General features: G+C 63.4%; 18 protein-coding genes. 10 read left to right on the top strand and 8 right to left on the bottom strand.

The genetic code is table 11. The annotated features are described in order from the left end of the window. From IG197_RS02465 to lpxB, 8 genes are all read left to right on the top strand, one after another. Positions 1 to 831: a phosphatidate cytidylyltransferase gene (locus tag IG197_RS02465; protein ID WP_192316748.1), complete on the top strand. Its 831-nt coding sequence runs from the start codon at positions 1 to 3 to the stop codon at positions 829 to 831. A gap of 82 nt (positions 832 to 913) precedes the next feature. Continuing rightward, complete coding sequence (gene rseP, locus IG197_RS02460) at positions 914 to 2,053, top strand: RIP metalloprotease RseP (protein WP_154386038.1); 1,140 nt, start codon at positions 914 to 916, stop codon at positions 2,051 to 2,053. Between the two features lie 221 nt (positions 2,054 to 2,274). Beyond that, positions 2,275 to 4,644, top strand: coding sequence for an outer membrane protein assembly factor BamA (gene bamA / locus IG197_RS02455; RefSeq protein ID WP_192316746.1), 2,370 nt, complete (start codon positions 2,275 to 2,277; stop codon positions 4,642 to 4,644). Positions 4,645 to 4,716: 72 nt separating this feature from the next. Continuing rightward, positions 4,717 to 5,775: a UDP-3-O-(3-hydroxymyristoyl)glucosamine N-acyltransferase gene (gene lpxD, locus IG197_RS02450; RefSeq protein ID WP_192316744.1), complete on the top strand. Its 1,059-nt coding sequence runs from the start codon at positions 4,717 to 4,719 to the stop codon at positions 5,773 to 5,775. Beyond that, positions 5,768 to 6,232: a 3-hydroxyacyl-ACP dehydratase FabZ gene (gene fabZ / locus IG197_RS02445; protein WP_067962382.1), complete on the top strand. Its 465-nt coding sequence runs from the start codon at positions 5,768 to 5,770 to the stop codon at positions 6,230 to 6,232. The genes lpxD and fabZ overlap by 8 nt, the downstream gene beginning before the upstream one ends. An 11-nt stretch (positions 6,233 to 6,243) precedes the next feature. Next, on the top strand, positions 6,244 to 7,077 hold the full coding sequence (gene lpxA / locus IG197_RS02440; RefSeq protein ID WP_192316742.1) for an acyl-ACP--UDP-N-acetylglucosamine O-acyltransferase: 834 nt from the start codon (positions 6,244 to 6,246) through the stop codon (positions 7,075 to 7,077). Further along, a complete protein-coding gene (locus IG197_RS02435) occupies positions 7,064 to 7,957 on the top strand; it encodes an LpxI family protein (RefSeq protein WP_192316740.1) in 894 nt (297 codons plus the stop codon). Before lpxA ends, IG197_RS02435 begins: the two co-directional genes overlap by 14 nt. Further along, a complete protein-coding gene (lpxB, locus tag IG197_RS02430; protein ID WP_192316738.1) occupies positions 7,954 to 9,117 on the top strand; it encodes a lipid-A-disaccharide synthase in 1,164 nt (387 codons plus the stop codon). Before IG197_RS02435 ends, lpxB begins: the two co-directional genes overlap by 4 nt. 103 nt (positions 9,118 to 9,220) lie before the next feature. On the opposite strand, the gene gltA is transcribed toward lpxB, so the two are convergent. After that, positions 9,221 to 10,510, bottom strand: coding sequence for a citrate synthase (gene gltA, locus IG197_RS02425; RefSeq protein ID WP_115731863.1), 1,290 nt, complete (start codon positions 10,508 to 10,510; stop codon positions 9,221 to 9,223). 184 nt (positions 10,511 to 10,694) lie between these two features. Then, a complete protein-coding gene (gltX, locus tag IG197_RS02420) occupies positions 10,695 to 12,122 on the bottom strand; it encodes a glutamate--tRNA ligase (RefSeq protein WP_192319541.1) in 1,428 nt (475 codons plus the stop codon). 101 nt (positions 12,123 to 12,223) lie between these two features. Between gltX and IG197_RS02415 the strand changes: the two genes are divergently transcribed. Continuing rightward, entirely contained in the window at positions 12,224 to 14,785 is a 2,562-nt protein-coding gene (locus IG197_RS02415; protein ID WP_192316736.1) for a ComEC/Rec2 family competence protein, read from the top strand. A gap of 127 nt (positions 14,786 to 14,912) precedes the next feature. Here IG197_RS02415 and lexA read toward each other — a convergent pair whose 3' ends face one another. From lexA to IG197_RS02385, 6 genes are all read right to left on the bottom strand, one after another. Continuing rightward, complete coding sequence (gene lexA / locus IG197_RS02410) at positions 14,913 to 15,629, bottom strand: transcriptional repressor LexA (protein ID WP_067962367.1); 717 nt, start codon at positions 15,627 to 15,629, stop codon at positions 14,913 to 14,915. 105 nt (positions 15,630 to 15,734) lie between these two features. Further along, the gene (glp, locus tag IG197_RS02405; RefSeq protein ID WP_192316734.1) at positions 15,735 to 16,940 is read right to left on the bottom strand and encodes a gephyrin-like molybdotransferase Glp; all 1,206 of its coding nucleotides are present in this window, start codon (positions 16,938 to 16,940) and stop codon (positions 15,735 to 15,737) included. Next, positions 16,941 to 17,423, bottom strand: coding sequence for a cyclic pyranopterin monophosphate synthase MoaC (gene moaC, locus IG197_RS02400; protein WP_182573877.1), 483 nt, complete (start codon positions 17,421 to 17,423; stop codon positions 16,941 to 16,943). 1 nt (position 17,424) lies between these two features. Then, positions 17,425 to 18,234: an indole-3-glycerol phosphate synthase TrpC gene (trpC, locus tag IG197_RS02395; protein ID WP_192316732.1), complete on the bottom strand. Its 810-nt coding sequence runs from the start codon at positions 18,232 to 18,234 to the stop codon at positions 17,425 to 17,427. A 4-nt stretch (positions 18,235 to 18,238) separates the two neighbouring features. Continuing rightward, complete coding sequence (gene trpD / locus IG197_RS02390) at positions 18,239 to 19,249, bottom strand: anthranilate phosphoribosyltransferase (RefSeq protein WP_192316730.1); 1,011 nt, start codon at positions 19,247 to 19,249, stop codon at positions 18,239 to 18,241. Next, complete coding sequence (locus IG197_RS02385) at positions 19,246 to 21,141, bottom strand: SurA N-terminal domain-containing protein (RefSeq protein ID WP_067962358.1); 1,896 nt, start codon at positions 21,139 to 21,141, stop codon at positions 19,246 to 19,248. The genes trpD and IG197_RS02385 overlap by 4 nt, the downstream gene beginning before the upstream one ends. A 146-nt stretch (positions 21,142 to 21,287) precedes the next feature. On the opposite strand from IG197_RS02385, the gene tpiA reads away from it, so the two are divergent. Then, positions 21,288 to 22,052 carry a triose-phosphate isomerase gene (gene tpiA, locus IG197_RS02380; protein ID WP_067962354.1) on the top strand — a complete coding sequence of 255 codons (765 nt, stop codon included), beginning with the start codon at positions 21,288 to 21,290 and terminating at the stop codon, positions 22,050 to 22,052. Positions 22,053 to 22,191: the final 139 nt, after the last annotated feature.

Raw genomic sequence — 22,191 nt, 5'->3', positions numbered from 1 at the left:
ATGAGCAATCTCCAGCTCCGGACAATTTCAGCGATCGTGCTGGCAGCTGCTGTGCTGTTGCTGACATGGCTGGGCGGGCTGCCGTTCAGGATGCTGACCGCGGCGATAGCGCTTGCCATCTTCTACGAATGGTCGCGCATGTCGCGGCCGAACAGCGAGACAGGATGGGCCGGCGGCAACCTCAACATGCTGCCGGAAGTGTTCATCCTGATGTTCGCCGGCGCCCTGGTCGCGGGCATTCCGGCACTTGCGCTGATCATCCTGGCCGCTGTCTTCACGTTCATCCTGTGGGGGCTGGGCAAGCTGCGCAGGGCAGGGGCGTGGGAAGCTGCCGGCTTTGGCTATTCTGCGCTCTCCGGCCTGTCCCTTGCCCTGTTGCGCGGCGACGACGCGTCGGGCCTCGTCGCCATCCTGTTTCTGTTCGCGGTTGTCTGGGCGACGGACATTTTTGCCTATTTTGTCGGCCGCAAGGTCGGCGGGCCCAAGCTGGCACCGGCCATTTCGCCCGGCAAGACGCGCAGCGGCGCTGTTGGCGGCGCTGTCGGTGGTGTGGTTGCCGGACTGCTGCTCGCCAACTTTGCCGGTACCGGCAACTTGTTCCTCCTGGCCGTGATAGGCCTACTGCTTTCGGCGATCTCGCAGGCCGGCGATCTGTTCGAATCATGGGTCAAGCGTCGGCATGGCTACAAGGATTCGGGGTCGCTGATTCCCGGCCATGGCGGCGTGATGGACCGCGTCGATGGGCTTGTCGCGGCTGCATTTGCCCTATACGTCATCGGCTGGATGTCCGGTTCCGCCGACCATCCGGCTCAGGGATTGTTTCCCGCCTGAGCGACCAAGTTCAGGGGCGCAAGCCTCGGGCAAGGCGCGGTGCTGCACTTGAAGCGCCAAGGTATCTGGTTGAGGGCTTGAATTGAGCGAGTATCTTCCCGCGTTCCTGACTACGGATGGTCTCCTGATCGGCACCATCGTGCCGTTCCTGTTCGTGCTCACCATCGTCGTGTTCGTGCACGAGATGGGCCATTATCTGGTCGGCCGCTGGTGCGGTATCGGTGTGAAGGCCTTTTCGATCGGCTTCGGCCCCGAACTGCTCGGCTTCAACGATCGTCGCGGTACGCGTTGGAAGCTTTGCGCCATTCCCTTGGGCGGCTACGTCAAGTTCGTCGGCGACATGAGCGTCACCAGCAAGCCGGAGGGCGGCGGGGACGACAATCTCAGTGCCGCCGAACGTAAGATCGCGTTCCATACGCAACCAGTGTGGAAGCGTGCGGCGACCGTGTTCGCCGGACCGCTGTTCAATTTCCTGCTGACGATTGCCGTCTTCACTGTGCTGTTTTCGGCTTATGGCCGCTATGTCATGGAGCCGACGGTTGCCGAGGTGCGCGCCGCCAGCCCGGCGGCGAATGCCGGTATCCAGCCGGGCGACCGATTCGTCAGTGTCGACGGCCAGCCGGTGGAAACCTTCTCCGACGTCCAGCGCATCGTCTCGGGACGCGGTGGCGATCCGCTAACCTTCGTGATGATGCGCGACGGCAAGGAAGTCTCTGTTACGGCGACGCCCGAAATGATGGAGCAGAAGGACGCGCTCGGCAATTCGGTCAAGGTTGCGGTCATTGGCGTCGTCAACAATGAGGAGCTGGGGCAGCCCAGGCTCATCAGCTACAGCCCAGGCGGCGCATTTGTGCAGGCGGTTTCCGAAACCGGGCACATCATCGAGCGTACCGGTCAGTTCCTGAAGCGATTCGTCGTTGGCCGGGAGGACAAGTGTCAGCTCGGTGGACCGGTCAAGATCGCCGACATGGCCGGCAAGGCGGCCCAGCTGGGCTTCGTCTGGCTGGTGCAATTGGTGGCTCTTTTGTCGGTCGGCATCGGTTTTCTGAACCTTCTGCCGATTCCTCCACTCGACGGCGGCCACTTGGCGTTCTATGCAGTTGAAGCTGTCATCAGGCGCCCTGTTTCCGAGCGGGCGATGGAGGCTGTATATCGAGTGGGGATGATTCTCGTGCTGGCGTTTATGGGCTTCGTTTTCTGGAACGACCTGTTTGGCTGCTGAAATCATGAAGAAATTTGGGGCCGGCAAGGGGTCCGTTGAGAGGGCGTTTACCATCCGGGGCGGTATGCGTGACGCGAAAGTCACGCTCGCTGAGGAAGTAAGCGCAAATTAACCAGAAGCCTTGCGTGTAGGGAAAATCCAGTTATTACGGTACGGGAAATTACCGCGACGTCCGGTTTTCTCGCCGTGGGGACTTCGAGAAAAGGTTGTAAAGGCCGATTATGAAGGCAGCATCTAAGTTTGCGAGCGCCGCGTCCGCGGTTGCTCTTTCCGCCGCTCTGGCCATTCCAGGCGCCGTGGCGGTCCAGTTTGTTGCCGTGTCAGCCGCGCAAGCGGCGGTGGTCAACCGGGTCGAAGTGCGCGGCAATCAGCGCGTCGATGCGGATACCGTCCGCAACTACATCTCCATCAAGCCCGGCAAGTCGTTCTCGAACACCGATATCGACGACGCGGTGAAGGCGCTGTTCGGCAGCGGCCTGTTCTCCGACGTCCGCATCAATCAGGTCGGCTCGACGCTCGTCGTTCAGGTTTCCGAATATCAGGTCGTCAACAACGTGCTGTTCCAGGGCAACAAGAAGCTCAAGGACGCGGCACTCGGTGGCGCCATCCAACTCAAACCGCGCGGCGCATTTTCGCAGGCAGCGCTTGAGGCTGACACCCAGGCGATCAAGGAAGCCTACAAGCGCGTCGGCCGTGACGACGTCACCGTCGGCACCCAGATCATGGATCTCGGCGAAAACCGCGTGAACGTGGTGTTCGAGATCAATGAAGGCGGCCGCACGAAGATCGCCGCGATCAATTTCGTCGGTAACGACGCCTATGGCGATCGCCGCCTCGCAGATGTCATCTCGACCAAGCGCTCGTCGTTCCTGTCGTTCATGTTGCGTGATGACATCTATGACGAAGACCGCCTGCGCGCCGACGAGGAAGCGCTGCGTCGCTTCTATTTCAATCACGGCTACGCCGACTTCCAGGTTGTCTCCGCCTTCGGCGAACTCGACGAGGCGACCAACCAGTACACCATCACGATCACCGTTGACGAAGGCCAGCGCTACACGTTCGGCGATGTGTCGGTCGAAAGCAGCATCCCCGAGGTCGACGGCGCGAGCCTGCAGCGTCTCGTCGAGACGCGCAAGGGCGATGTTTACAACGCCAAGGACGTCGAAGATTCGATCATCGCGATCACCGAGAACGTTGCCGGCGCTGGCTATGCCTTCGCCAAGGTAACGCCGCGCGGTGACCGCAACTTCGAAAGCCGCACGATCTCGGTTGTCTACACCGTCGACCAGGGCGCCAAGGCCTATGTCGAGCGTATCGAAATCCGCGGCAACGAACGCACCCGCGACTTCGTGATCCGTCGCGAATTTGACGTCTCCGAAGGTGATGCCTTCAACCAGGTGCTGATCCAGCGCGCCAAGAAGCGCCTCGAGGCGCTGAACTTCTTCGAGCGTGTCGAAGTTTCGACCGCTCCCGGATCGCAGCCTGACCAGGTCGTGCTGGTTGTCGATCTGGTCGAGAAGTCGACCGGCGAGTTCTCGATCGGCGCCGGCTATTCGACCGGCGGCGACAATGCCGGTCCGTCGGTGGAAGGTTCGATCACCGAGCGCAACTTCCTCGGCCGTGGTCAGTTCATCAAGTTCTCGGCCGGTGGCGGCAAAAACTCTCGTGACTACAGCTTCTCGTTCACCGAGCCGTATTTCCTCGGCCGCCGTATTGCTGCTGGTTTCGACATCTATCGCCAGACCCGCAAGTATGACGACAAGTACCAGAGCGACATTACGGGTGGCACCATCCGTTTCGGCCTGCCGATCACCAACAACATCTCGACGCAACTTGCCTACAACATCGCGCAAGAGAAGTATGAGTATGATGAGGACTGTCTGAGCGGCGGTGTTCTTGACCCTGCGAAGTGCACGATCTCGCCGGCGATCAAGGATGGCATCGCCAACAGTCCGTGGATCAAGTCGTCGGTCAGCGGTACGCTGGTCTACAACACCATCGACGACATGAAAAACCCGCGTAACGGCATCTACGCCAACTTCACGACCGAAGTGGCTGGCCTTGGCGGCGACGCGAAGTTCGTCAAGTTCACCGGTCGTGCCAGCTACTATCAGACGCTCTCGGAAGAGCTTGATATCGTCGGTCTCGTGTCAGCCGGTGCCGGCCACATCCAAGGCTTCGGCGACGATGGCCTGCGCGTCTTCGATCACTTCAAGAACAATGATCGGATGATCCGCGGCTTCGAGTACAACGGCATCGGACCGTACGACAAGAACGGTGGCGACCATCTCGGCGGCACGACCTACTTCAATGCGTCTGCCGAAGCACAGTTCCCGATCCCGGTCGTGCCGGAGAGCTTCGGCCTGCGTGGCGCCGTCTTTGCGGATGCAGCGACGCTTTATGGCAGCAAGGTTAATGTCGCGGGCACCAACATCGTCTCGACTGACATGGAATTGCGTGCCTCGGTCGGTGTCGGCCTGCTCTGGGCTTCGCCCTTCGGTCCGCTGCGCATCGACTATGCGGTACCGGTCAAGAAGCTGGACACCGACAATACGCAGGAATTCAACTTCGGCATTTCGACCCGCTTCTAATTGCGTGGTACAACGTTTCCGGGCCGTCACGGCCCGGAAACTCTTTGCCCGGCTTGGCTGGAACAGCATTTCATGACGGAACCGGTATTTTTTGTGCCGTCACGCCGCTACACGGTGGGCGAGGTGGCCGGCCTTACCGGCGCGATGCTCGTCGACCCCAAACATTCCGAAATCGCCATCTCGACTATCGCAGCGGCAAGCAGTGGTGGCGATGGCGCTTTGGTGTTTGTCGACGGCAAGCGCAACGCAGCACCGCTCAAGTCGCTGCATGCTGCCGCTGTCCTGTGCACGTCTGACGTCGCCGACCTCGTGCCTTATGGCATTGCCATTCTCGTTTCGCCGCGTCCGCAGCAGGCCTTTGCCCGCATCGGCAGGCTAATTTATCCGGATGCCGAGCGCCCGGTAGGTGTGAGCGGTGAAGCAGGCATTTCGCCATTCGCCCACATTGATCCGACCGCTCACGTCGAGCCAGGCGCCGTCATCGAGGCTGGTGTGGTGATCGGCCCGAACGCGGCAGTCGGCAGCGGGACTGTGGTATCCGCTCATGCGGTCATCGGTCGTTCGACCCAGATCGGCCGCGATTGTTATGTCGGCCCGCACAGTTCGGTCCAATATGCGTTGATCGGCAATGGCGTGATCATCCACGCCGGCGCCCGCATCGGCCAGGATGGCTTTGGTTTCGCCGGCGGTGCGCGGGGTCCTGAACGCATCCCGCAGATCGGCCGCGTCATCATCCAGGACAATGTCGAGATCGGCGCCAATGCGACGGTCGATCGTGGCGCGATGTCGGACACGATCATTGGCGAAAACACCAAGATCGACAATCTCGTCCAGATCGCTCACAACGTGCGCATCGGCCGCAATTGCGTTATTGCAGGGCTAACGGGTATTTCGGGCTCGGTTGTCGTCGGCGACAACGTGATGATGGGCGGCGGCGTCGGCCTGGCCGATCACCTGACCATCGGATCGGGGGCGCAGCTGGCAGCGCGCAGCGGCCTGATGCATGACGTGCCGGCAGGCGAAGTCTGGGCAGGATTTCCTGCAAAACCGATGAAATTGGCAATGCGCGAGTTCGCGTTGATCAGAAAAATGGCCATGGGAAAACCAAAGGGGGGTGGGAGCAGTGACTGACCAGGCGACCAGGACACTCGAAGCCGTCGATATCCTCGGCCTGCACAAGCTGCTGCCGCATCGTTACCCGTTCCTGCTGATCGATCGCATCGTCGACATCGACGGCGACGATTCCGCTGTCGGCATCAAGAACGTCACCTTCAACGAACCGCACTTCCAAGGGCATTTCCCGGGCCATCCGGTCATGCCCGGCGTGCTGATCATCGAGGCCATGGCACAGACGGCGGGCGCCATCTGCCTGCGGCTGGTCGTCGACGAAACGCCGTCGCTTGTGTACCTGATGACGGTCGACGGCGCCAAGTTCCGCAAGCCGGTCGTGCCGGGAGACCAGCTCCGCATTCACGTCAAGAAGATCAAGAAGCGCGGCAACATCCTGAAGTTTGCCTGCGACGCGCAGGTCAATGGTGCGACGGTAGCCGAAGCAGAGGTGGCCGCGATGATGGTGCCCAAGGAATAAGCAACAACTCCATGACTGAAACCTTTATCCATCCTGCCGCTGTCGTCGAAGCCGGTGCACAACTGGGTGCAGGCGTCCGCATTGGTCCTTTCTGCCATGTCAGCGCTGATGCCGTCATCGGTGACCGCGTCGAACTGATGAGCCATGTCGCGATACTGGGTGCAACGACGCTTGGCGAAGGCTGCAAGGTGTTTCCGCAGGCAACGCTTGGCGCTGCTCCGCAGAACAACAAGCACAAGGGTGGCCGGACGACGCTCACTGTCGGCAAGAATTGCACGATGCGTGAAGGCGTGACCATGCATGTCGGCACCGACACCAGTCGAGGTGCCACGACCGTCGGCGACAACGGGCTGTTCCTCGCCTATGCGCATATTGCGCATGACTGCATCGTCGGCGACAACGTCACCATGGCCAATGTCGCGACCCTCGGCGGGCACGTCGAAGTCGGCAACAACGTCACGCTTGGTGGCCTGTGTGCCGTCCATCAGATGACGCGTATCGGTCATCATGCCTTTGCCGGCGGTGGCGCGATCATTGATGGCGACATCATCCCCTATGGCATGGTGATGGGCAATCGCGCCCGCCTGCGCGGGCTCAACGTCATCGGCATGCGCCGCTCCGGCCTGCCGCGCGCCGAGATCTTCGCCTTGCGCAAGGCCTACAAGATGATCTTCGACCCAACCCGTTCGGTGGCCGAGAGCATCCCGCTAGTCGAACGCGAATTCGCCGGCTCGCCCATCGTGCGTGACGTCCTGGATTTCATCCAGGCGCGCGGCAAGCGCCACTTCACCGTGCCGCCGCTCAGAAACGCCGTCGCCGAAGACGCCGCCGATGACGAAGGCTGAGGGCGGAAAGAGGATCAACCTTTCCGCGACCGACCGGATTGCTGTCGTTGCCGGCAGCGGTCGGCTCCCGGTCAATGTCGCCGACAGTCTCGCCGAGGCCGGGCACAAGCCTTTCATCGTTCTGATTGACGGTGAGACCGATCCCGGCACCAGCCTCTGGAGCTATGCCGGCGAGCGGCTTGCCATCGAGCAGTTCGCCTCGCTGGTGCCTTTGCTCAAGCGCCACGGCATCACCCATTGCGTGCTTGCCGGTGGCATCAGCCGTCGCCCGGTGTGGCGGGCCATTCGCCCCAGCATCGCCCTGCTGCGTGTCCTGCCGCGCGCGCTTTCAGCGCTTGCCCGCGGCGACGACGGCCTGCTGCGCATCCTGGTCACGACGATCGAAGACAACGGTATCAAGGTCGCCGGCGCACATCAGGTCGTTCCGGAGCTGCTGGCCGTGGCCGGCAGCATGGGGGCGCTGGCGCCCCAGCAGAGTGACTGGGCCGACCTTCGAGCAGGCCAGGAGGCCGCACGCACGATCGGTGCGCTTGATATCGGCCAGGCGGCGGTTGCCATCGGCGGGCGCGCCATCGCACTCGAAGGCATCGAGGGCACAGACCTGTTGCTCGAACGCGTGCGCGAGCTACGCGACAATGGCCGCATTGCCGGGCGAAAGCGCGGCGTTCTGGTGAAATGCGCCAAGCCGAACCAGGAACTGCGTGCGGACTTGCCGACAATCGGCCCAGCAACGGTCGATGCTGCGCATGCAGCGGGGCTTGCCGGGATCGGCATTGAGGCCGGACGCTCACTGGTGCTCGACTATGGCGAGGTGGTCGAACGCGCCGACAGGCTCGGCTTGTTCGTCATCGGCCTGTCCGGCGAGGGAAATGAGCGATGACCCAGCCACCGCTCAAGATTGCCATCGTCGCGGGCGAGGAGTCGGGCGACCTGCTCGGCACCGATCTGGTGCAGGCGCTGCAGCGCTTGAGCGGGCGCGAGGTCAGGCTTGTCGGCACTGGCGGCCGGCATCTGCAGGAGCTTGGCCTTTCGCCGCTGTTCAATGCCAGCGAGATCGCATTGATGGGACTGACGGCGGTCATTCGCGACCTGCCGCGCCTGATCAGGCGGATTGGCCAGACCGCCCGTTTCGTCGCGGCCGAAAAGCCGGATTGCCTTGTAACCATCGACAGCCCGGATTTTTCGCTGCGCGTTGCCAGGAAGGTGCGGGCGCTCGATCCCACCATTCCTATCATCCATTACATCTGCCCGAGCGTCTGGGCCTGGCGACCGGGACGGGCCAAGGCGATGAAGCCGCATGTCGACGAGGTGCTGTGCATCCTGCCGTTCGAGCCGGCCGAACTGGAGCGCCTGGGCGGCCCACATGGTACATTTGTCGGCCATCGCCTGGCGACCGATCCGGGCATCGCCATTGCCGCGGCGATGCAGGAGGGAAAGGCCAATCCGGCGCCTGACCGCGAGAAGACGCTTCTACTATTGCCGGGATCGCGCCGCAGCGAAGTGCGCAGCCTGATCGGTCCATTTGGTGAGACCGTTTCGATCCTGCGCGCACGCGGCCATCGTATGCGGCTGCTCTTGCCGACGGTGCCGCATGTCACCGGCCTCGTCGAAGAGGCTGTCTCCACCTGGCAGCAAAAGCCGGAGATCATCCTCGATCCGCAGCACAAGTGGCAGGCCTTTGGTGAGGCGGATGCTGCCCTGATCGCATCGGGCACGGTGTCGCTGGAACTCGCGCTTGCGGGTGTGCCGATGTTGTCGTCCTACAAACTCGATACGCTGGCGCGGATGATCCAGAGCATGGTCACGGTGTGGAGTGCTGCACTGCCCAACTTGATTGCCGACAGGCCGGTCGTGCAGGAAAACTACAACGAATATGTGCGTCCGCAATGGATGGCGCGCTATGTCGAAGGCCTGTTCGAGGATGGCGCCCTTCGACGCTGGCAGAAAGACGGTTTTGCCGAAATTGCCAGACGCATGGCGACCGAACGGCCGTCAGGCGAGATCGCTGCCGAAACGGTTCTCAAACACATCACGAAATGAAAAACACCCGCCGAGGCGATGGCCTAGCGGGTGATTTTCAAGTCGTTCGCAGCTTCGAGCTGCGACAGCGCCGCGCGCCTGAACGAACGCGGCGCTGAAAGGCTCAGCGCTTGGCGATCGGCACGTAGTCGCGTTCGGTGGCGCCGGTGTAGAGCTGGCGCGGACGGCCGATCTTCTGGCGCGGATCCTCGATCATTTCCTTCCACTGCGCGATCCAGCCGACAGTGCGGGCGAGCGCGAACAGCACGGTGAACATGGTGGTGGGGAAGCCCAGCGCCTTCAGCGTGATGCCTGAATAGAAGTCGATGTTCGGATACAGCTTCTTCTCGATGAAATACTCGTCGGTCAGCGCGATGCGCTCGAGTTCCATTGCCACGTCGAGCATCGGATCGTCCTTGATGCCGAGCTCGCCCAGCACTTCATGCGTGGTCTTCTGCATGATCTTGGCGCGCGGATCGTAGTTCTTGTAGACGCGGTGGCCGAAACCCATCAAGCGGAACGGATCGTTCTTGTCCTTGGCGCGGGCGACGAACTCGGGAATTCGGTCGACGTGGCCGATCTCGCTGAGCATGTTGAGCGCTGCTTCATTGGCGCCGCCATGTGCGGGGCCCCACAGGCAGGCGATGCCGGCGGCGATGCAGGCGAACGGATTGGCACCCGACGAGCCGGCGAGGCGCACGGTCGAGGTCGAGGCGTTCTGCTCGTGGTCGGCGTGCAGGATGAAGATGCGCTCCATGGCGCGGGCCAGCACCGGGTTGACCTTGTACTCCTCGCACGGCACGGCAAAGCACATGTGCAGGAAGTTGGCGGCAAAGTTCAGCTCGTTCTTGGGGTAAATGAACGGCTGGCCGATGTGGTACTTGTAGGCCATCGCAGCGATCGTCGGCATCTTTGCGATCAGGCGGATCGAGGCGACCATGCGCTGGTGCGGATCGGAGATGTCGGTCGAGTCGTGATAGAAGGCCGACAGCGCGCCGACCACGCCGCACATCACCGCCATCGGGTGTGCGTCGCGGCGGAAGCCGGTGAAGAAGCGCGACATCTGCTCGTGCACCATGGTGTGGCGCGTGATGCGGTAGTCGAAGTCGTCCTTCTGCGCCTTGGTCGGCAGTTCGCCGTAGAGCAAGAGGTAGCAGACTTCGAGGAAGTCGCCGTGCTCGGCGAGCTGGTCGATCGGATAGCCGCGGTGCAGCAGGACACCGGCGTCGCCGTCGATGAAGGTGATTTCCGATTCGCAGCTTGCGGTGGAGGTGAAGCCCGGGTCGTAGGTGAATGCGCCGGTCGTTGCGTAGAGCGATGCGATGTCGATCACATCCGGTCCGACCGTTCCGCCGCGGACCTTGAACTCGTGGGTCTGGCCGCGGAACTCCAGTTTGGCGGTCGAATCAGTCATCGCATACTCCTTAGTGCTGAGTTGCCGCCTTGCGCGGCGCAATCGTCATAACAAGGCAACCCATTAGGCCCGGAACGCTTGAACTCGCTTCCCAGCTTTCCCGCTGCTTTCAAATTGACCTGTTGCCGCAATGTTGCACCGCAACAGCCTCATTTCAATGCAAAACTAGGAAAGCACTGCTGACCTAATCGATTTGATCAAAAATGCGGGCTAGACTTTCGTCGCGCCCTAGAACGGCGAGCACATCGAACACTCCGGGGGAAGTGCTCTTGCCCGTCAGGGCGGCCCGCAAAGGCTGCGCCACGCCGCCCAATTTCAGATTTTCGCGGCCGGCAAACTCGCGGATCGCGGCCTCTGCATTGGCCGCCGTCCAGTCGGCGGCAGCGACCGTCGCGAGCGCCGCATGCGCGCCCTTGAGGATATCCTTGGCTGGGCCGGCGAGCAGGCCGGCGGCCTTCTCATCGAGCGGCAGCGGACGCTGGGCAAACAGGAATCCTGCGCCGTCAGCCAGTTCGATCAGCGTCTTGGCGCGCTCCTTGAGGCCCGGCATGGCGGCAAGCAGCTGTGCCTTACGCGTGTCGTCGAGCCCGCCGAGGATGGCATCGCCGCCGGGCAGATAGGGCAAGGTGGCAACGAAGATGTCGAACAGCTTCTTGTCGTCCATCTGGCGCATGTGAACGCCGTTCAGCGCCTCGAGCTTGGCAAAGTCGAAGCGTGCCGCACCCTTGTTGACGTCCTCGATCTCGAACCATCTGATCATGTTCTCGATGCTCATCACCTCGTCGTCGCCATGGCTCCAGCCGAGGCGGGCGAGGTAGTTGAGCAGGGCCTCAGGCAAATAGCCCATGGCGCGATAAGCATCGACGCCGAGCGCGCCATGGCGCTTGGACAGTTTTGCGCCGTCCGCACCATGGATCAGCGGGATATGCGCCATCACCGGCACGTCCCAGCCCATGGCGTTGTAGATGACGGTCTGGCGCGCGGCGTTGGTCAGGTGGTCGTCGCCACGGATGATGTGGGTGACGCCCATGTCGTGATCGTCGACGACGACAGCATGCATGTAGGTCGGTACGCCGTCCGAACGCAGGATGATGAAATCGTCGAGATCCTTGTTGGGAAAGCGCACATCACCCTGCACGCGGTCGAGCACCAGCGTCTCGCCGTCCTGCGGCGCCTTGATGCGAATGACCGGCTTGACGCCAGCCGGCGCCTCGGACGGGTCGCGGTCGCGCCAGCGGCCGTCATAGCGTGGCGGCTTGCCCTCGGCGCGCGCCTTCTCGCGCATCTCGGTCAGCTCTTCCTGCGAGGCGTAGCAATAATAGGCTTTGCCCGTGCGCACGAGTTCTTCGGCCACCTCGCGATGGCGCGGCGCGCGCTCGAACTGCGAGATCGGCTCACCCTCCCAGGTCAGGCCGAGCCAGGTCAGGCCCTCGAGGATCGCGGCCGTTGCGGCGTCGGTCGAGCGCTCGCGATCGGTGTCCTCGATACGCAGCAGCATAGTGCCGCCGGTGTGGCGGGAATAAAGCCAGTTGAAGAGAGCGGTACGCGCGCCACCAATGTGCAGATAGCCGGTGGGCGAGGGGGCGAAGCGGGTGACGACAGGCATGGCGATTTCCAAGGGAAGCAGGGCGCTTGGCCGAAAAACCGGCGGCGCATGGCGTTTGTGTGCGGTTGATGTAGCATAGAAGGTCTGGGGCGCAAGAGGCAGGCCCGATGGGCGACCGCATGCGGGAGGGGCAGGCCGGTAACAATCCGGTGGTCGAAGCCAGCGAGCGCGACTTGCTGACCTCTCCAGCCGTGCCTGCCGTTGCGTGGACACCACCAGCTCTGCCCGAGAGAGATGCTGCTCCTGACGCCGATGCATCGCCGTTTCAGCGAGGACACAAGTCCTGGCTACGGCAAGGATCGCAATTGCTGATCGGTGACCGGATCACCGCACGATCCACCCTGGCCGCGATCGAAACGGAACTCGACCGCGGTGCGGCGTTCCTGCTTCTTCCGGTTTTTCTGGCCGCCGGTGCCCTGGTGTATTTCGCGCTTCCGAACGAGCCGGATCTCGCGCCGCTCGTCGTTGTGTCAGCGACACTGGCCGTCCTCGCCTTCCTAACGCGCGGACGGCGGCCTGTTCACTACGCGCTGGCCGCACTCGCCGCCTCAATGCTCGGCATGGCGGTTGCAAAGTTCGAGACGGAACGCATGGCAACGAAGATGCTGGGCGCCGAGATCTCGACTGCCATCACCGGGCGCGTTGTCGAAATCGACAATCTGGACAAGGGCAGGGTGCGGCTGACGCTCGACGTTCTGGCGACTGCGCGCCCGGTCTTGCGCTATACGCCCGATCGGGTGCGGCTCGTTGCCCGCAAGCTTCCTGAGGGCGTCATGGCGGGGTCCGAGGTGACGGGTTATGTCAGGCTGATGCCGCCGTCCGGGCCTGTGCGGCCGGGCAGCTATGATTTTTCCTTCGAAAGCTATTTCGACGGCATCGGCGCCAGCGGCTTTTTCATGAAAGGCCCGGAGTTTGCTTCAACCACCCAGCCGCTGTCGGCCAGTGATCGTGCATTCGCGTCGATCGAGAATGTGCGCCAGAAGATTGCCCAGCGCATTCGCGACCGCATTGGCGGTCCGGAGGGCGAAATCGCGGCTGCCCTGGTCGTCGGCGTGAGCGGCGGCATTCCCGAGGATGTCAACGAGGCGCTGCGGCGTACCGGGCTCTACCACATCATCTCGATCTCGGGTCTGCACATGGCGATGGTCGCAGGCACGGTCATGCTTTTGATGCGGCTATGCTTCGCCGCCTTTCCCGGCTTCACCTCGCACCGGCCGGTCAAGAAGTACGCCGCAGGCGCAGCACTGCTCGCCATCGGTGGCTATCTGTTCATTTCAGGCGCCGAGGTCGCGGCGCAACGCAGCTTCATCATGCTGGCGGTGATGCTGACGGCCGTGCTGTTCGACCGTGCAGCACTCACCACGCGCAACCTGGCGATTTCGGCCGTCGTCGTGATCATGATCTCGCCCCACGAAGTCGTCGGGCCGAGCTTCCAGATGTCGTTCGCCGCAACGGCAGCCCTCGTTGGCGCATATGCCTGGTGGTCGGATCGGCGGGAGGAGCAGGCGCTGCCGGTAGGTCAGAGATCGCTGCCGTCCAAAATCTGGCGCTGGCTTGCGACAGTTGCGATAGGTCTCGCCGCGACGTCGGTGATTGCCGGGCTCGCGACCAGCGTTTTTGGCGCATGGCATTTCCAACGTGTTTCGCCCCTCAGCCTGTTCGCCAATCTGGCAGTCAGCCCGTTTGTGTCTGTCCTGGTCATGCCCTTTGCCGTCATGGCTGGCATCTTCATGCCGCTTGGGCTCGACGGCCCCTTCCTCGACACGATGGGCTTTGGCCTGAAGGCAATGATTGGCATCGCCACCTGGTTCTCCGAGCGCTCGCCGGTCGATGCGGTCGGCCTTGTCTCGTCACATGCGGTATTGTTGCTCACAGCAGCACTCGTCATCGCGTCGACGGCAACGACCTGGCTGCGCGCCGCCGCACTGCCATTCGCGGCCCTTGGGCTGCTGACGGTCGTGGAAACGGAAACGCCCGCCGTTCTCGTTTCGGAAGATGGCCGCCTCGTCGGCGTCCCGGTCGACGATGGCAAGCTGGCCGTCAATCGCGTCCGGCCGAACCAGTTCACCGTCGACAACTGGCAGCGCGCGCTGGCGTCGGAAACACTCGTCACCCCGGCCCGTTCGGCCGCGAATGCAACGAACGGGACTGTCCGTATGCCCAGCGAGACCGGCTCACAGCCAGCAGCCGATGCAGATGTCGCCGGTACGATACCCGGCAAACCAGTATCTGGAGAGCTAAACCCCGCCGGCGCGGACGCCTTCGTCTGTGATAGCGGGCTCTGCAAGGTTCAGCAACCAGAGGGTGCACGAATCGTCCATGCGGCGAATGCGAGCGCCGCTGCACGAGCCTGCGACAACGCGGATCTCGTCGTCGTCGACGATGCCACGGCAAGCGATGTCTGCCCCGGCGTGGCCGTGCTTACCAAACGCGAGCTGGCGCGCCTTGGCAGTGCGTCGATATTCATCACAGCCGAGGCGGCTGGCGTAGATCGGGCGGTCGAGATACGCCACGCCGTGGCGGAACCGTACCGCCCGTGGCATGCGCAGCGCCAATTTTCGCGCGAGGCGAGGGGCCTGTCACCCTACAAGCGAGCGGAGATGCCCCCGAAGACACCTGCCGGGGCAACCAAGGCGCACCCGAAAGCGCCGACTGCGGCCACACGGTGAGTCCGAAATCTGTACCCGCCGTCGCAGAGCCGTCAGATAAGGCAAGATAGCAACAGGGCAGATCAGTCCGGCTTACAGATTGCAGCAGGATGGACATGCCGAGGTGGCGGAAACGCAGCCCCGGCAATCAATAGCGGCGGATCAGGCCGACAAGCTTGCCCTGCACCTTGACCCTGTCCGGTCCGAAGATGCGGGTTTCATAGGCCGGATTGGCAGCCTCAAGAGCGATCGAGGCACCCTTGCGGCGGAAACGCTTGAGCGTCGCTTCTTCGTCGTCGACGAGGGCGACGATGATCTCACCGGGATTGGCCGTGGTCGAGCTGCGGATGACCACAGTGTCGCCGTCGAAGATGCCGGCCTCGATCATCGAGTCGCCCTTGACTTCGAGCGCGTAATGCTCGCCGCCCATGATCATGTCTGGCGGCACCGAAATCGAATGCGTCTTGTGCTGGATGGCGTCGATCGGCACACCGGCAGCGATGCGTCCCATGACGGGAATGGCAACCGCCGAAGCAACATCGTCGTCATTGCCGGCCGACATGCTGCGTGACGGCTCGGGTTTGCGGCCGAGGCTACCCTCGATGACGCTGGGCGAGAACTTCTTCGCCGCGTTGAGGCCAGGCGCGATCGAATCGGGCAGGCGCAGCACTTCAAGCGCGCGCGCCCGGTTGGGCAGGCGTCTGATGAAGCCGCGTTCTTCGAGCGCCGTGATCAGGCGATGGATGCCGGACTTGGAGGCGAGGTCGAGTGCTTCCTTCATCTCGTCGAAGGACGGCGGAATACCCGCTTCCTTCAGCCTCTCGTGGATGAATAGCAAAAGCTCGTGTTGTTTGCGCGTCAGCATCGCCACCCCCGAGGAATCAGAAGAAAAACAAACCCAGAACAAACACTATCTGTTCCAGTTGTGTTCCGCAACTGTTGATATTTCGTGAAGGGTGGAAGGTGCTGCTCAGCGCAACATCATCACCTTGCAGGCGCTGCCGGCTTCGACTGCAGGCGCGAAGGGCACCCGCACGATGGCGCAGTTGGCGTCGGCCAGCGTGCGCAGCATCGAAGAGTCCTGGATCAGGTAGGGTGTGACGACGAGACCCTCAGCGGTCTCGCGCGCAATCGCGCGGACAAAGTCCTGGCGCAGGTCGTTGGCCGCCATTGCCGTGTCGAGAATGCCGTTGCGCATGTCGGGCGAATAAGGGCGGCCGCCAAGCTTCGCCAGCAGAGGTTTCAGGAAAATCTGCGAGCAGATCAGGCTGGCAACCGGATTGCCCGGCAGGCCGACGCAGCGGCTGTTGCCGAGCCGGCCGAACATCAGCGGCTTGCCCGGGCGCATCGCGATCTTCCAGAAGTTGAGATCCATGCCGAGATCGGTCAGGACACGGTGAACGAGGTCGTGGTCGCCGACCGAAGCGCCGCCCAGCGTGACGATCACATCGGCGTCGGCGGCGAGCGCCTTGGCGACCAGTGCGGAGATTGCCTCGGTGCGGTCGGCGGCGATGCCGAGATCGAGTACGCGCGCGCCAACCGACTGAACGATCGCCGCGACGCCATAGGCGTTGGAGGCGATGATCTGGTCGGGCCCGGGATTGCTGCCCGGCGGCAACAGCTCGTCGCCGGTGGCGATGATGGCGACCAGAGGCGCCCGCAGCACTTCGACGCTGGGATGATTGGCAGCTGCGATCAGCGAGAGCGCTGCCGGGTCGAGCACACGTCCTGCATCAAGGATGAGGTCGCCCTGCTTGAAGTCGAGGCCCCTGGCGCGGATGTTGCGGCCAGCAAGCGTTGGCTCGAGCACCGCGATCTCGCCATTGCCGAGATCGCGAACGTTTTCCTGAATGACGACGGTATCCGCGCCTTGAGGCACCGGTGCGCCGGTGAAGATGCGGACGCACTCGCCCGGTCCGACGGTGCCCGTGAACTGCTTGCCGGCGGGTGCCTGGCCGATAACCTTGAGCTGCGCCGGCAGTGAAGCGATGTCGGCGGCCTGGACGGCGTAGCCATCCATGGCGGAGGCGTCAAAGGGCGGCTGGGTGCGCAGGGCGTGTAGTGGAGCCGAGAGCACGCGGCCCGATGCCTGGGCAAGGCCGACAGTTTCCGTGCCGCGTGGTTCGGCAGCGTCGAGCAGGCGCGCCAGGGCGTCGGCGACGGGCAGCAGCGCCATCTATTCGGCAGCCTTGTAGTCGCCCGACTTGCCGCCGGTCTTCTCGACCAGCCGGATGCCGGAGATCACCATGCCGCGGTCGGCGGCCTTGGCCATGTCGTAGATGGTAAGGCAGGCGACCGAGGCAGCCGTCAGCGCTTCCATCTCGACGCCGGTCTTGCCGGTGACGCGGGCAAGCGCCGTGACGCGCAGGCCGGGCAGCGCCTCATCTGGCTCGATCTCGACCGAAACCTTGGTCAAAAGAATGGGATGGCAGAGCGGCACGAGCTCATGGGTGCGTTTGGCCGCCATGATGCCGGCGATGCGGGCGGTGCCGAGCACGTCACCCTTCTTGGCGTTGCCCGACAGGATCAACGCCAGTGTCTCCGGGCGCATGACGACATGGCCTTCGGCAATTGCCGTGCGTGTCGTCTCGGCCTTGTCGCCGACGTCGACCATGTTGGCCTCGCCGGTGGCGCCGATATGGGTGAGGGTGGTTGCCATGTCAGGCGCTTGCCAGGGCTGCGCCATCGAGCAGCGCACGCGTCGCCGAGGTCACGTCGGCCTGCCGCATCAGGCTTTCGCCGACGAGGAAACTGGAGATGCCGGATTTCTGCAGACGCAGGCAATCGGCATGCGTGAAGATGCCGCTTTCGCCGACCAGCAGCCGGTCTGCCGGCACCATCGGCGCCAGGCGCTCCGACGTGTCGAGGCTGACCTCGAATGTGCGCAGGTTGCGGTTGTTGATGCCGAGCAGGCGCGACTGAAGCTTCAGCGCGCGTTCTGTCTCTTCTTCGTCATGGACCTCGACAAGCACGTCCATGCCGATTTCGAACGCCTCATCCTCGATACGCCTGGCATCTTCGTCGCTCAGGCTCGCCATGATGATCAGGATCGCGTCCGCGCCCCAGGCACGTGCTTCGTGCACCTGATAGGGCTCGAACATGAAGTCCTTGCGCAATGCCGGCAAGGCGCAGGCGTCGCGCGCGGCGGTCAGGAACTCGGGTGCGCCCTGGAAGGACGGCGTGTCCGTCAGCACCGACAGGCAGGCAGCGCCGCCGTCGGCATAGGCCCTGGCGAGCGCCGGCGGATCGAAGTCGGGACGGATCAGGCCTTTGGACGGGCTCGCCTTCTTGATCTCGGCGATCAGGCCAAAGCGGCTTTCACTGTGCCTGGTTTCGAGTGCCGCGAGAAAGCCGCGCGGCTTGGTGACGTCGCGGGCGCGCGCCCTGAGCTCGGCGAGCGGCAGCAGCGCCTTCGCTGCGGCGATCTCGTCGCGCTTGTAGGCTTCGATGCGGCGCAGGATATCGGCCATGTCTCTATCCGTTCGAAACGGCGACCAGTCGGTCGAGCACTGCCTTGGCGCGGCCGCTGTCGATTGCCTCGGCGGCAAGCGGCACGCCTTCGCCGATCGTTGCAGCCTTGCCGGCAACGACGAGGCCGGCACCGGCATTCATTAGCACCGTGTCGCGATAGGCACCCTTGGCACCTTCGAGAACCCCGCGCAGGGCAGCGGCATTGTGGGCGGAATCGCCGCCGCGCAGCTCTTCGCGCGTATGCTTGCTCAAGCCGACCTGTTCGGGCGTCAGCGCAAACGTGGTGATCACACCGTCCTTGAGGGCTGCGACATGGGTCTCACCCGTGGTGGTGATCTCGTCATAACCGTCGCCGTGGACGACCCAGACGTGCTGGGCGCCAAGTTCCTTCAGCGTCTCGGCCACCGGACGCACCCATTCGGGCGAGAACACGCCAACCAGCTGGCGGTTGACGCCGGCGGGATTGGAGAGCGGGCCGAGCAGGTTGAAGATGGTGCGGGTGCCAAGTTCGACGCGGGTCGCGCCGACATGCTTCATCGCCGGGTGATGCGCCGGCGCGAACATGAAGCCGACGCCGGCGTCATGGATGCAGCGGCCGATCGCCTCGGGCGTGAGGTCGATGTTGACGCCAAGGGCGGTCAGAACGTCGGCGGCGCCGGTCAGCGAGGACAGGCCGCGATTGCCGTGCTTGGCGACAGGCACACCTGCGCCCGCGATGACGAAGGCCGAGGCAGTCGAGATGTTGACGCTGTGCGAACCGTCACCGCCGGTGCCGACGATGTCGATGGCATCGGCAGGGGCTTCGACGCGCAGCATCTTGTCGCGCATGGTGGCGACGGCGCCCGAAATCTCGCTGACCGTCTCGCCGCGCACCCGCAGCGCCATGAGAAAGCCACCGATCTGGCCGGGCGTGGCTTCGCCCGACATGATGATGTCGAAGGCCTCGCGTGCCTCCTCGAAGGTGAGAGGGGTGCCCGCGGCGACCTTGGCGATATGCGGCTTGAGTGCGCTCATGGCGTTCCCACCGCAAGTGCGCGGGTGATCGCCGCCTGGTTGATCGTTGCTTGATACTCGCCCTGGAGCTGGGCGACGATCTGGTCGAGCAGGTCGTCCGACATGCCCGAGGCAAACTGCTTCTGCGCGTCCTCTGGCACCGCGCTCTTGTCCGCACCGGCCGGCTCGAACACTTCGGCGACCTTGAACAGAATCTGCGCATCGCCGGCAGGGGCGGGGACGATGCCAGTGCCGCCCTGGCCCATTGCAAACATCGCGGAGGCACCCTCGCGGCCAAAATCGGCATCGTCGGCCTCGCGCTTGAGGCCGCGCTTGGTCTGCTTTTCGAGCTTGAGTTCGCCGGCGATCACGTCGAGCGAGGCACCGTCCTTGAGGCGCTTCTCCAACTCGTCGGCTTTTGCCTTGAGACGCTTCGTCGCTTCGGCAGCGGTCCAGTCGGCGACGACCTTCTCGCGGACCTCGTCGAGCGTGCGGTCGCGGGCAGGCGTGATCTCGTCGACCTCGTAGAAGACGAAACCATTGGTGCCGACATTGAGCGGCGGGTTTTCGGTGCCGGATTCGGCGGTGAAGGCCGCCTGGATCAGGTTGCGCGAGTCCGGCAGGTCGTTGACGATGGTGCCGTCTGGCTGCTGGCCGGCGCGGTCGATGGCATCGATCGTCACCATCTTGAGCTTCAGCTTGTCGGCGGCAGCCTTCATCGACTCACCTGCGGCGCGGGCGTCCTCGTAGGAGTCGTGCACGTCGAGCAGGATGCGGTTGGCTTCGGCCAGCGCCAACTCCTTGCGGATCTGGTCCTTGACCTCGTCGAAGGTCTTGACGGTTTCCGGCGTGATCTCGCTGACGCGAACCAGCACTGGGCCGAAAGCGCCCTGGACGACGTCGCTGACCTGATTGGCCTGCAGCGCGAAGGCGGCGTCGGCGACCGCCTTGTCGGCGATCCTGTCCTTGGTCAGCGAGCCGAGGGCCACGTCAGCCGCGGTCTTGCCCTGGTCGGCGACAACCTTGTCGAAGGTCGCACCACCCTTGATCGCATCGGAAGCAGCCTTGGCCGCATCGGCGCTCAGCACAAGCTGGTCGATCTTGCGCGTCTCGGCGGTGGTGAAGTGCGACTTGTTCTTGTCGTAGTCCTGGCGCGCCTGTTCTTCGGTCACGGCTGCGGCATCCATGATGTCTTCCGGCTCGAGCTTGACGTAGCTCAGCTTGCGGAATTCAGGGGCGGCGTAGTTCTTCTTGTTTTCCTCGAACCAGGCCTTGAGCACGTCGTCGCCCGGTGCCGCGATCGGCTCGACGAGCGACTTGGGCAGCGGCAGGTAGTCGATGGTGCGATCTTCGCCGCGGTAAAGTGCGACGGCGCGCAGGAAGGTATCAGGAGCCTCGAGGCCGTCGGAAACGGCTTCGACGATTTGCTGGCGGACCGCAACCTGGGCGCGGTTCTTCAGATAGTCTTCGGGGCGCATGCCGATCTGGCGCAGGATGTATTCAAAAGCCTGGCGGTCGAACTTGCCGTCGGCGCCACGGAAGGTCGGGTCGTCCCAGGTGAGTTCGGCGAGGCGGTCCTTGGAGAGGCCGAGGCCGAGCTTGCGTGCCTGTTCGTCGAGCACCGCACCGGCGACGAGCTGCGAAAGCACCTGGTTGTCGATGCCGAGCGCGTTGGCCTGGTCGCGGGTCAGGCGTTGGCCGAACTGCTGCGACATGACGTTCAGCTGGCGGTCATAGGCGAGGCGGTATTCGACACCTGTAACATGCGTGCCGCCGGCCGTGACCACCTGGTCGCCGCCGAATTGGCTCATCATCTGACCCGAGATGCCCCAGATCGCGAAGCTGACGACGAGGAGCAGAAGCAACAGCTTCGCAACCCAGGTTCCAGCAGCACTTCGCATCGATTCGAGCATGTAACAGATCCCGTATACGCGCATTGTCGCATGCGCCTGCATGAACGAAGCGCAATAGCGCCCTTCGCCGCCAGTGTCGATTGCTTTGTGGCTTGTTTTTGGTAGTGAGGTTGCCCGAGCGAACATCGATTTCGAGGGAGAGCACTATGACGCCAGGAATCCGCCCACTCGTTGCCGGCAACTGGAAAATGAACGGCACCAGCAACTCGCTCAACGAATTGCGCAACATTGCCGGCGGTTTCATGAGCGGCCTCGATGCCGAGACCGACGCGCTTCTGTGCGTGCCGGCGACGCTGCTTTCGCGTGCCGCCGAGATCCTGCACCGAACCCCGGTCAAGATGGGTGGCCAGGACTGCCATGCCAAGGAGAGCGGCGCCCATACCGGCGACGTTTCCGCCGAGATGCTCAAGGACGCCGGTGCCAGCCACGTCATCGTCGGTCACTCGGAGCGCCGCACCGACCATGGCGAAACCGACGAGATCGTGCGTGCCAAGGCGGAAGCGGCTTGGCGCGCAGGGCTTGTTGCCGTCATCTGTGTTGGCGAAACCCATGCCGAGCGGGAAGGCGGAACGACGCTGCAGGTATTGTCGCGCCAGATCGAAGGCTCGGTGCCGACGACGGCAACGCCTGCCAATGCTGTCATCGCCTATGAGCCGGTCTGGGCGATCGGCACCGGCTTGACGCCCACGGCTGCCGATGTCGCCGAGGCGCATGCCCATATCCGCGAACGCCTTGCCGCGAAGCTGGGGGCGTCGGCTGCCAAGATGCGCATTCTCTATGGCGGTTCGGTCAAGCCGTCTAATGCCAACGAATTGCTGGCTGTCGCCAACGTCGATGGCGCATTGGTCGGCGGCGCCAGCCTCAAGGCAGCAGATTTCCTCGGCATTGCCGACGCCTATCGCAAGCTCTGATTCACCACACGTGACCGTTGCAAAGGCAGCGTGTCACCCCATATTCGGCCGGCGGGCTTGGAAATGCCTAGAAAGCATTGTATTGAGCCGCCTCCGGAGTGCCGGGCGCTTTTGTGCGCGGCCCTCCCACGTCAGGAAA

Source organism: Aminobacter sp. SR38 (assembly GCF_014843375.1).
Taxonomy (GTDB): Bacteria; Pseudomonadota; Alphaproteobacteria; order Rhizobiales; family Rhizobiaceae; genus Aminobacter; species Aminobacter ciceronei.
The sequence above is the reverse complement of the archived record's forward strand: the minus strand, read 5'-3'. Positions and strand labels throughout refer to the sequence as shown.

Excerpts from the sequence above, each read along its gene's own strand:
- glp (WP_192316734.1), bottom strand. The coding sequence starts at position 16,940 with ATGGCGCTGCTGCCCGTCGCCGACGCCCTGGCGCGCCTGCTCGACGCT.
- IG197_RS02435 (WP_192316740.1), top strand. The coding sequence starts at position 7,064 with ATGACGAAGGCTGAGGGCGGAAAGAGGATCAACCTTTCCGCGACCGAC.
- lpxB (WP_192316738.1), top strand. The coding sequence starts at position 7,954 with ATGACCCAGCCACCGCTCAAGATTGCCATCGTCGCGGGCGAGGAGTCG.
- lpxA (WP_192316742.1), top strand. The coding sequence starts at position 6,244 with ATGACTGAAACCTTTATCCATCCTGCCGCTGTCGTCGAAGCCGGTGCA.
- lexA (WP_067962367.1), bottom strand. The coding sequence starts at position 15,629 with ATGCTGACGCGCAAACAACACGAGCTTTTGCTATTCATCCACGAGAGG.
- bamA (WP_192316746.1), top strand. The coding sequence starts at position 2,275 with ATGAAGGCAGCATCTAAGTTTGCGAGCGCCGCGTCCGCGGTTGCTCTT.
- gltA (WP_115731863.1), bottom strand. The coding sequence starts at position 10,510 with ATGACTGATTCGACCGCCAAACTGGAGTTCCGCGGCCAGACCCACGAG.
- IG197_RS02465 (WP_192316748.1), top strand. The coding sequence starts at position 1 with ATGAGCAATCTCCAGCTCCGGACAATTTCAGCGATCGTGCTGGCAGCT.
- moaC (WP_182573877.1), bottom strand. The coding sequence starts at position 17,423 with ATGGCAACCACCCTCACCCATATCGGCGCCACCGGCGAGGCCAACATG.
- IG197_RS02385 (WP_067962358.1), bottom strand. The coding sequence starts at position 21,141 with ATGCTCGAATCGATGCGAAGTGCTGCTGGAACCTGGGTTGCGAAGCTG.
- lpxD (WP_192316744.1), top strand. The coding sequence starts at position 4,717 with ATGACGGAACCGGTATTTTTTGTGCCGTCACGCCGCTACACGGTGGGC.
- trpD (WP_192316730.1), bottom strand. The coding sequence starts at position 19,249 with ATGAGCGCACTCAAGCCGCATATCGCCAAGGTCGCCGCGGGCACCCCT.
- tpiA (WP_067962354.1), top strand. The coding sequence starts at position 21,288 with ATGACGCCAGGAATCCGCCCACTCGTTGCCGGCAACTGGAAAATGAAC.
- trpC (WP_192316732.1), bottom strand. The coding sequence starts at position 18,234 with ATGGCCGATATCCTGCGCCGCATCGAAGCCTACAAGCGCGACGAGATC.
- IG197_RS02415 (WP_192316736.1), top strand. The coding sequence starts at position 12,224 with ATGGGCGACCGCATGCGGGAGGGGCAGGCCGGTAACAATCCGGTGGTC.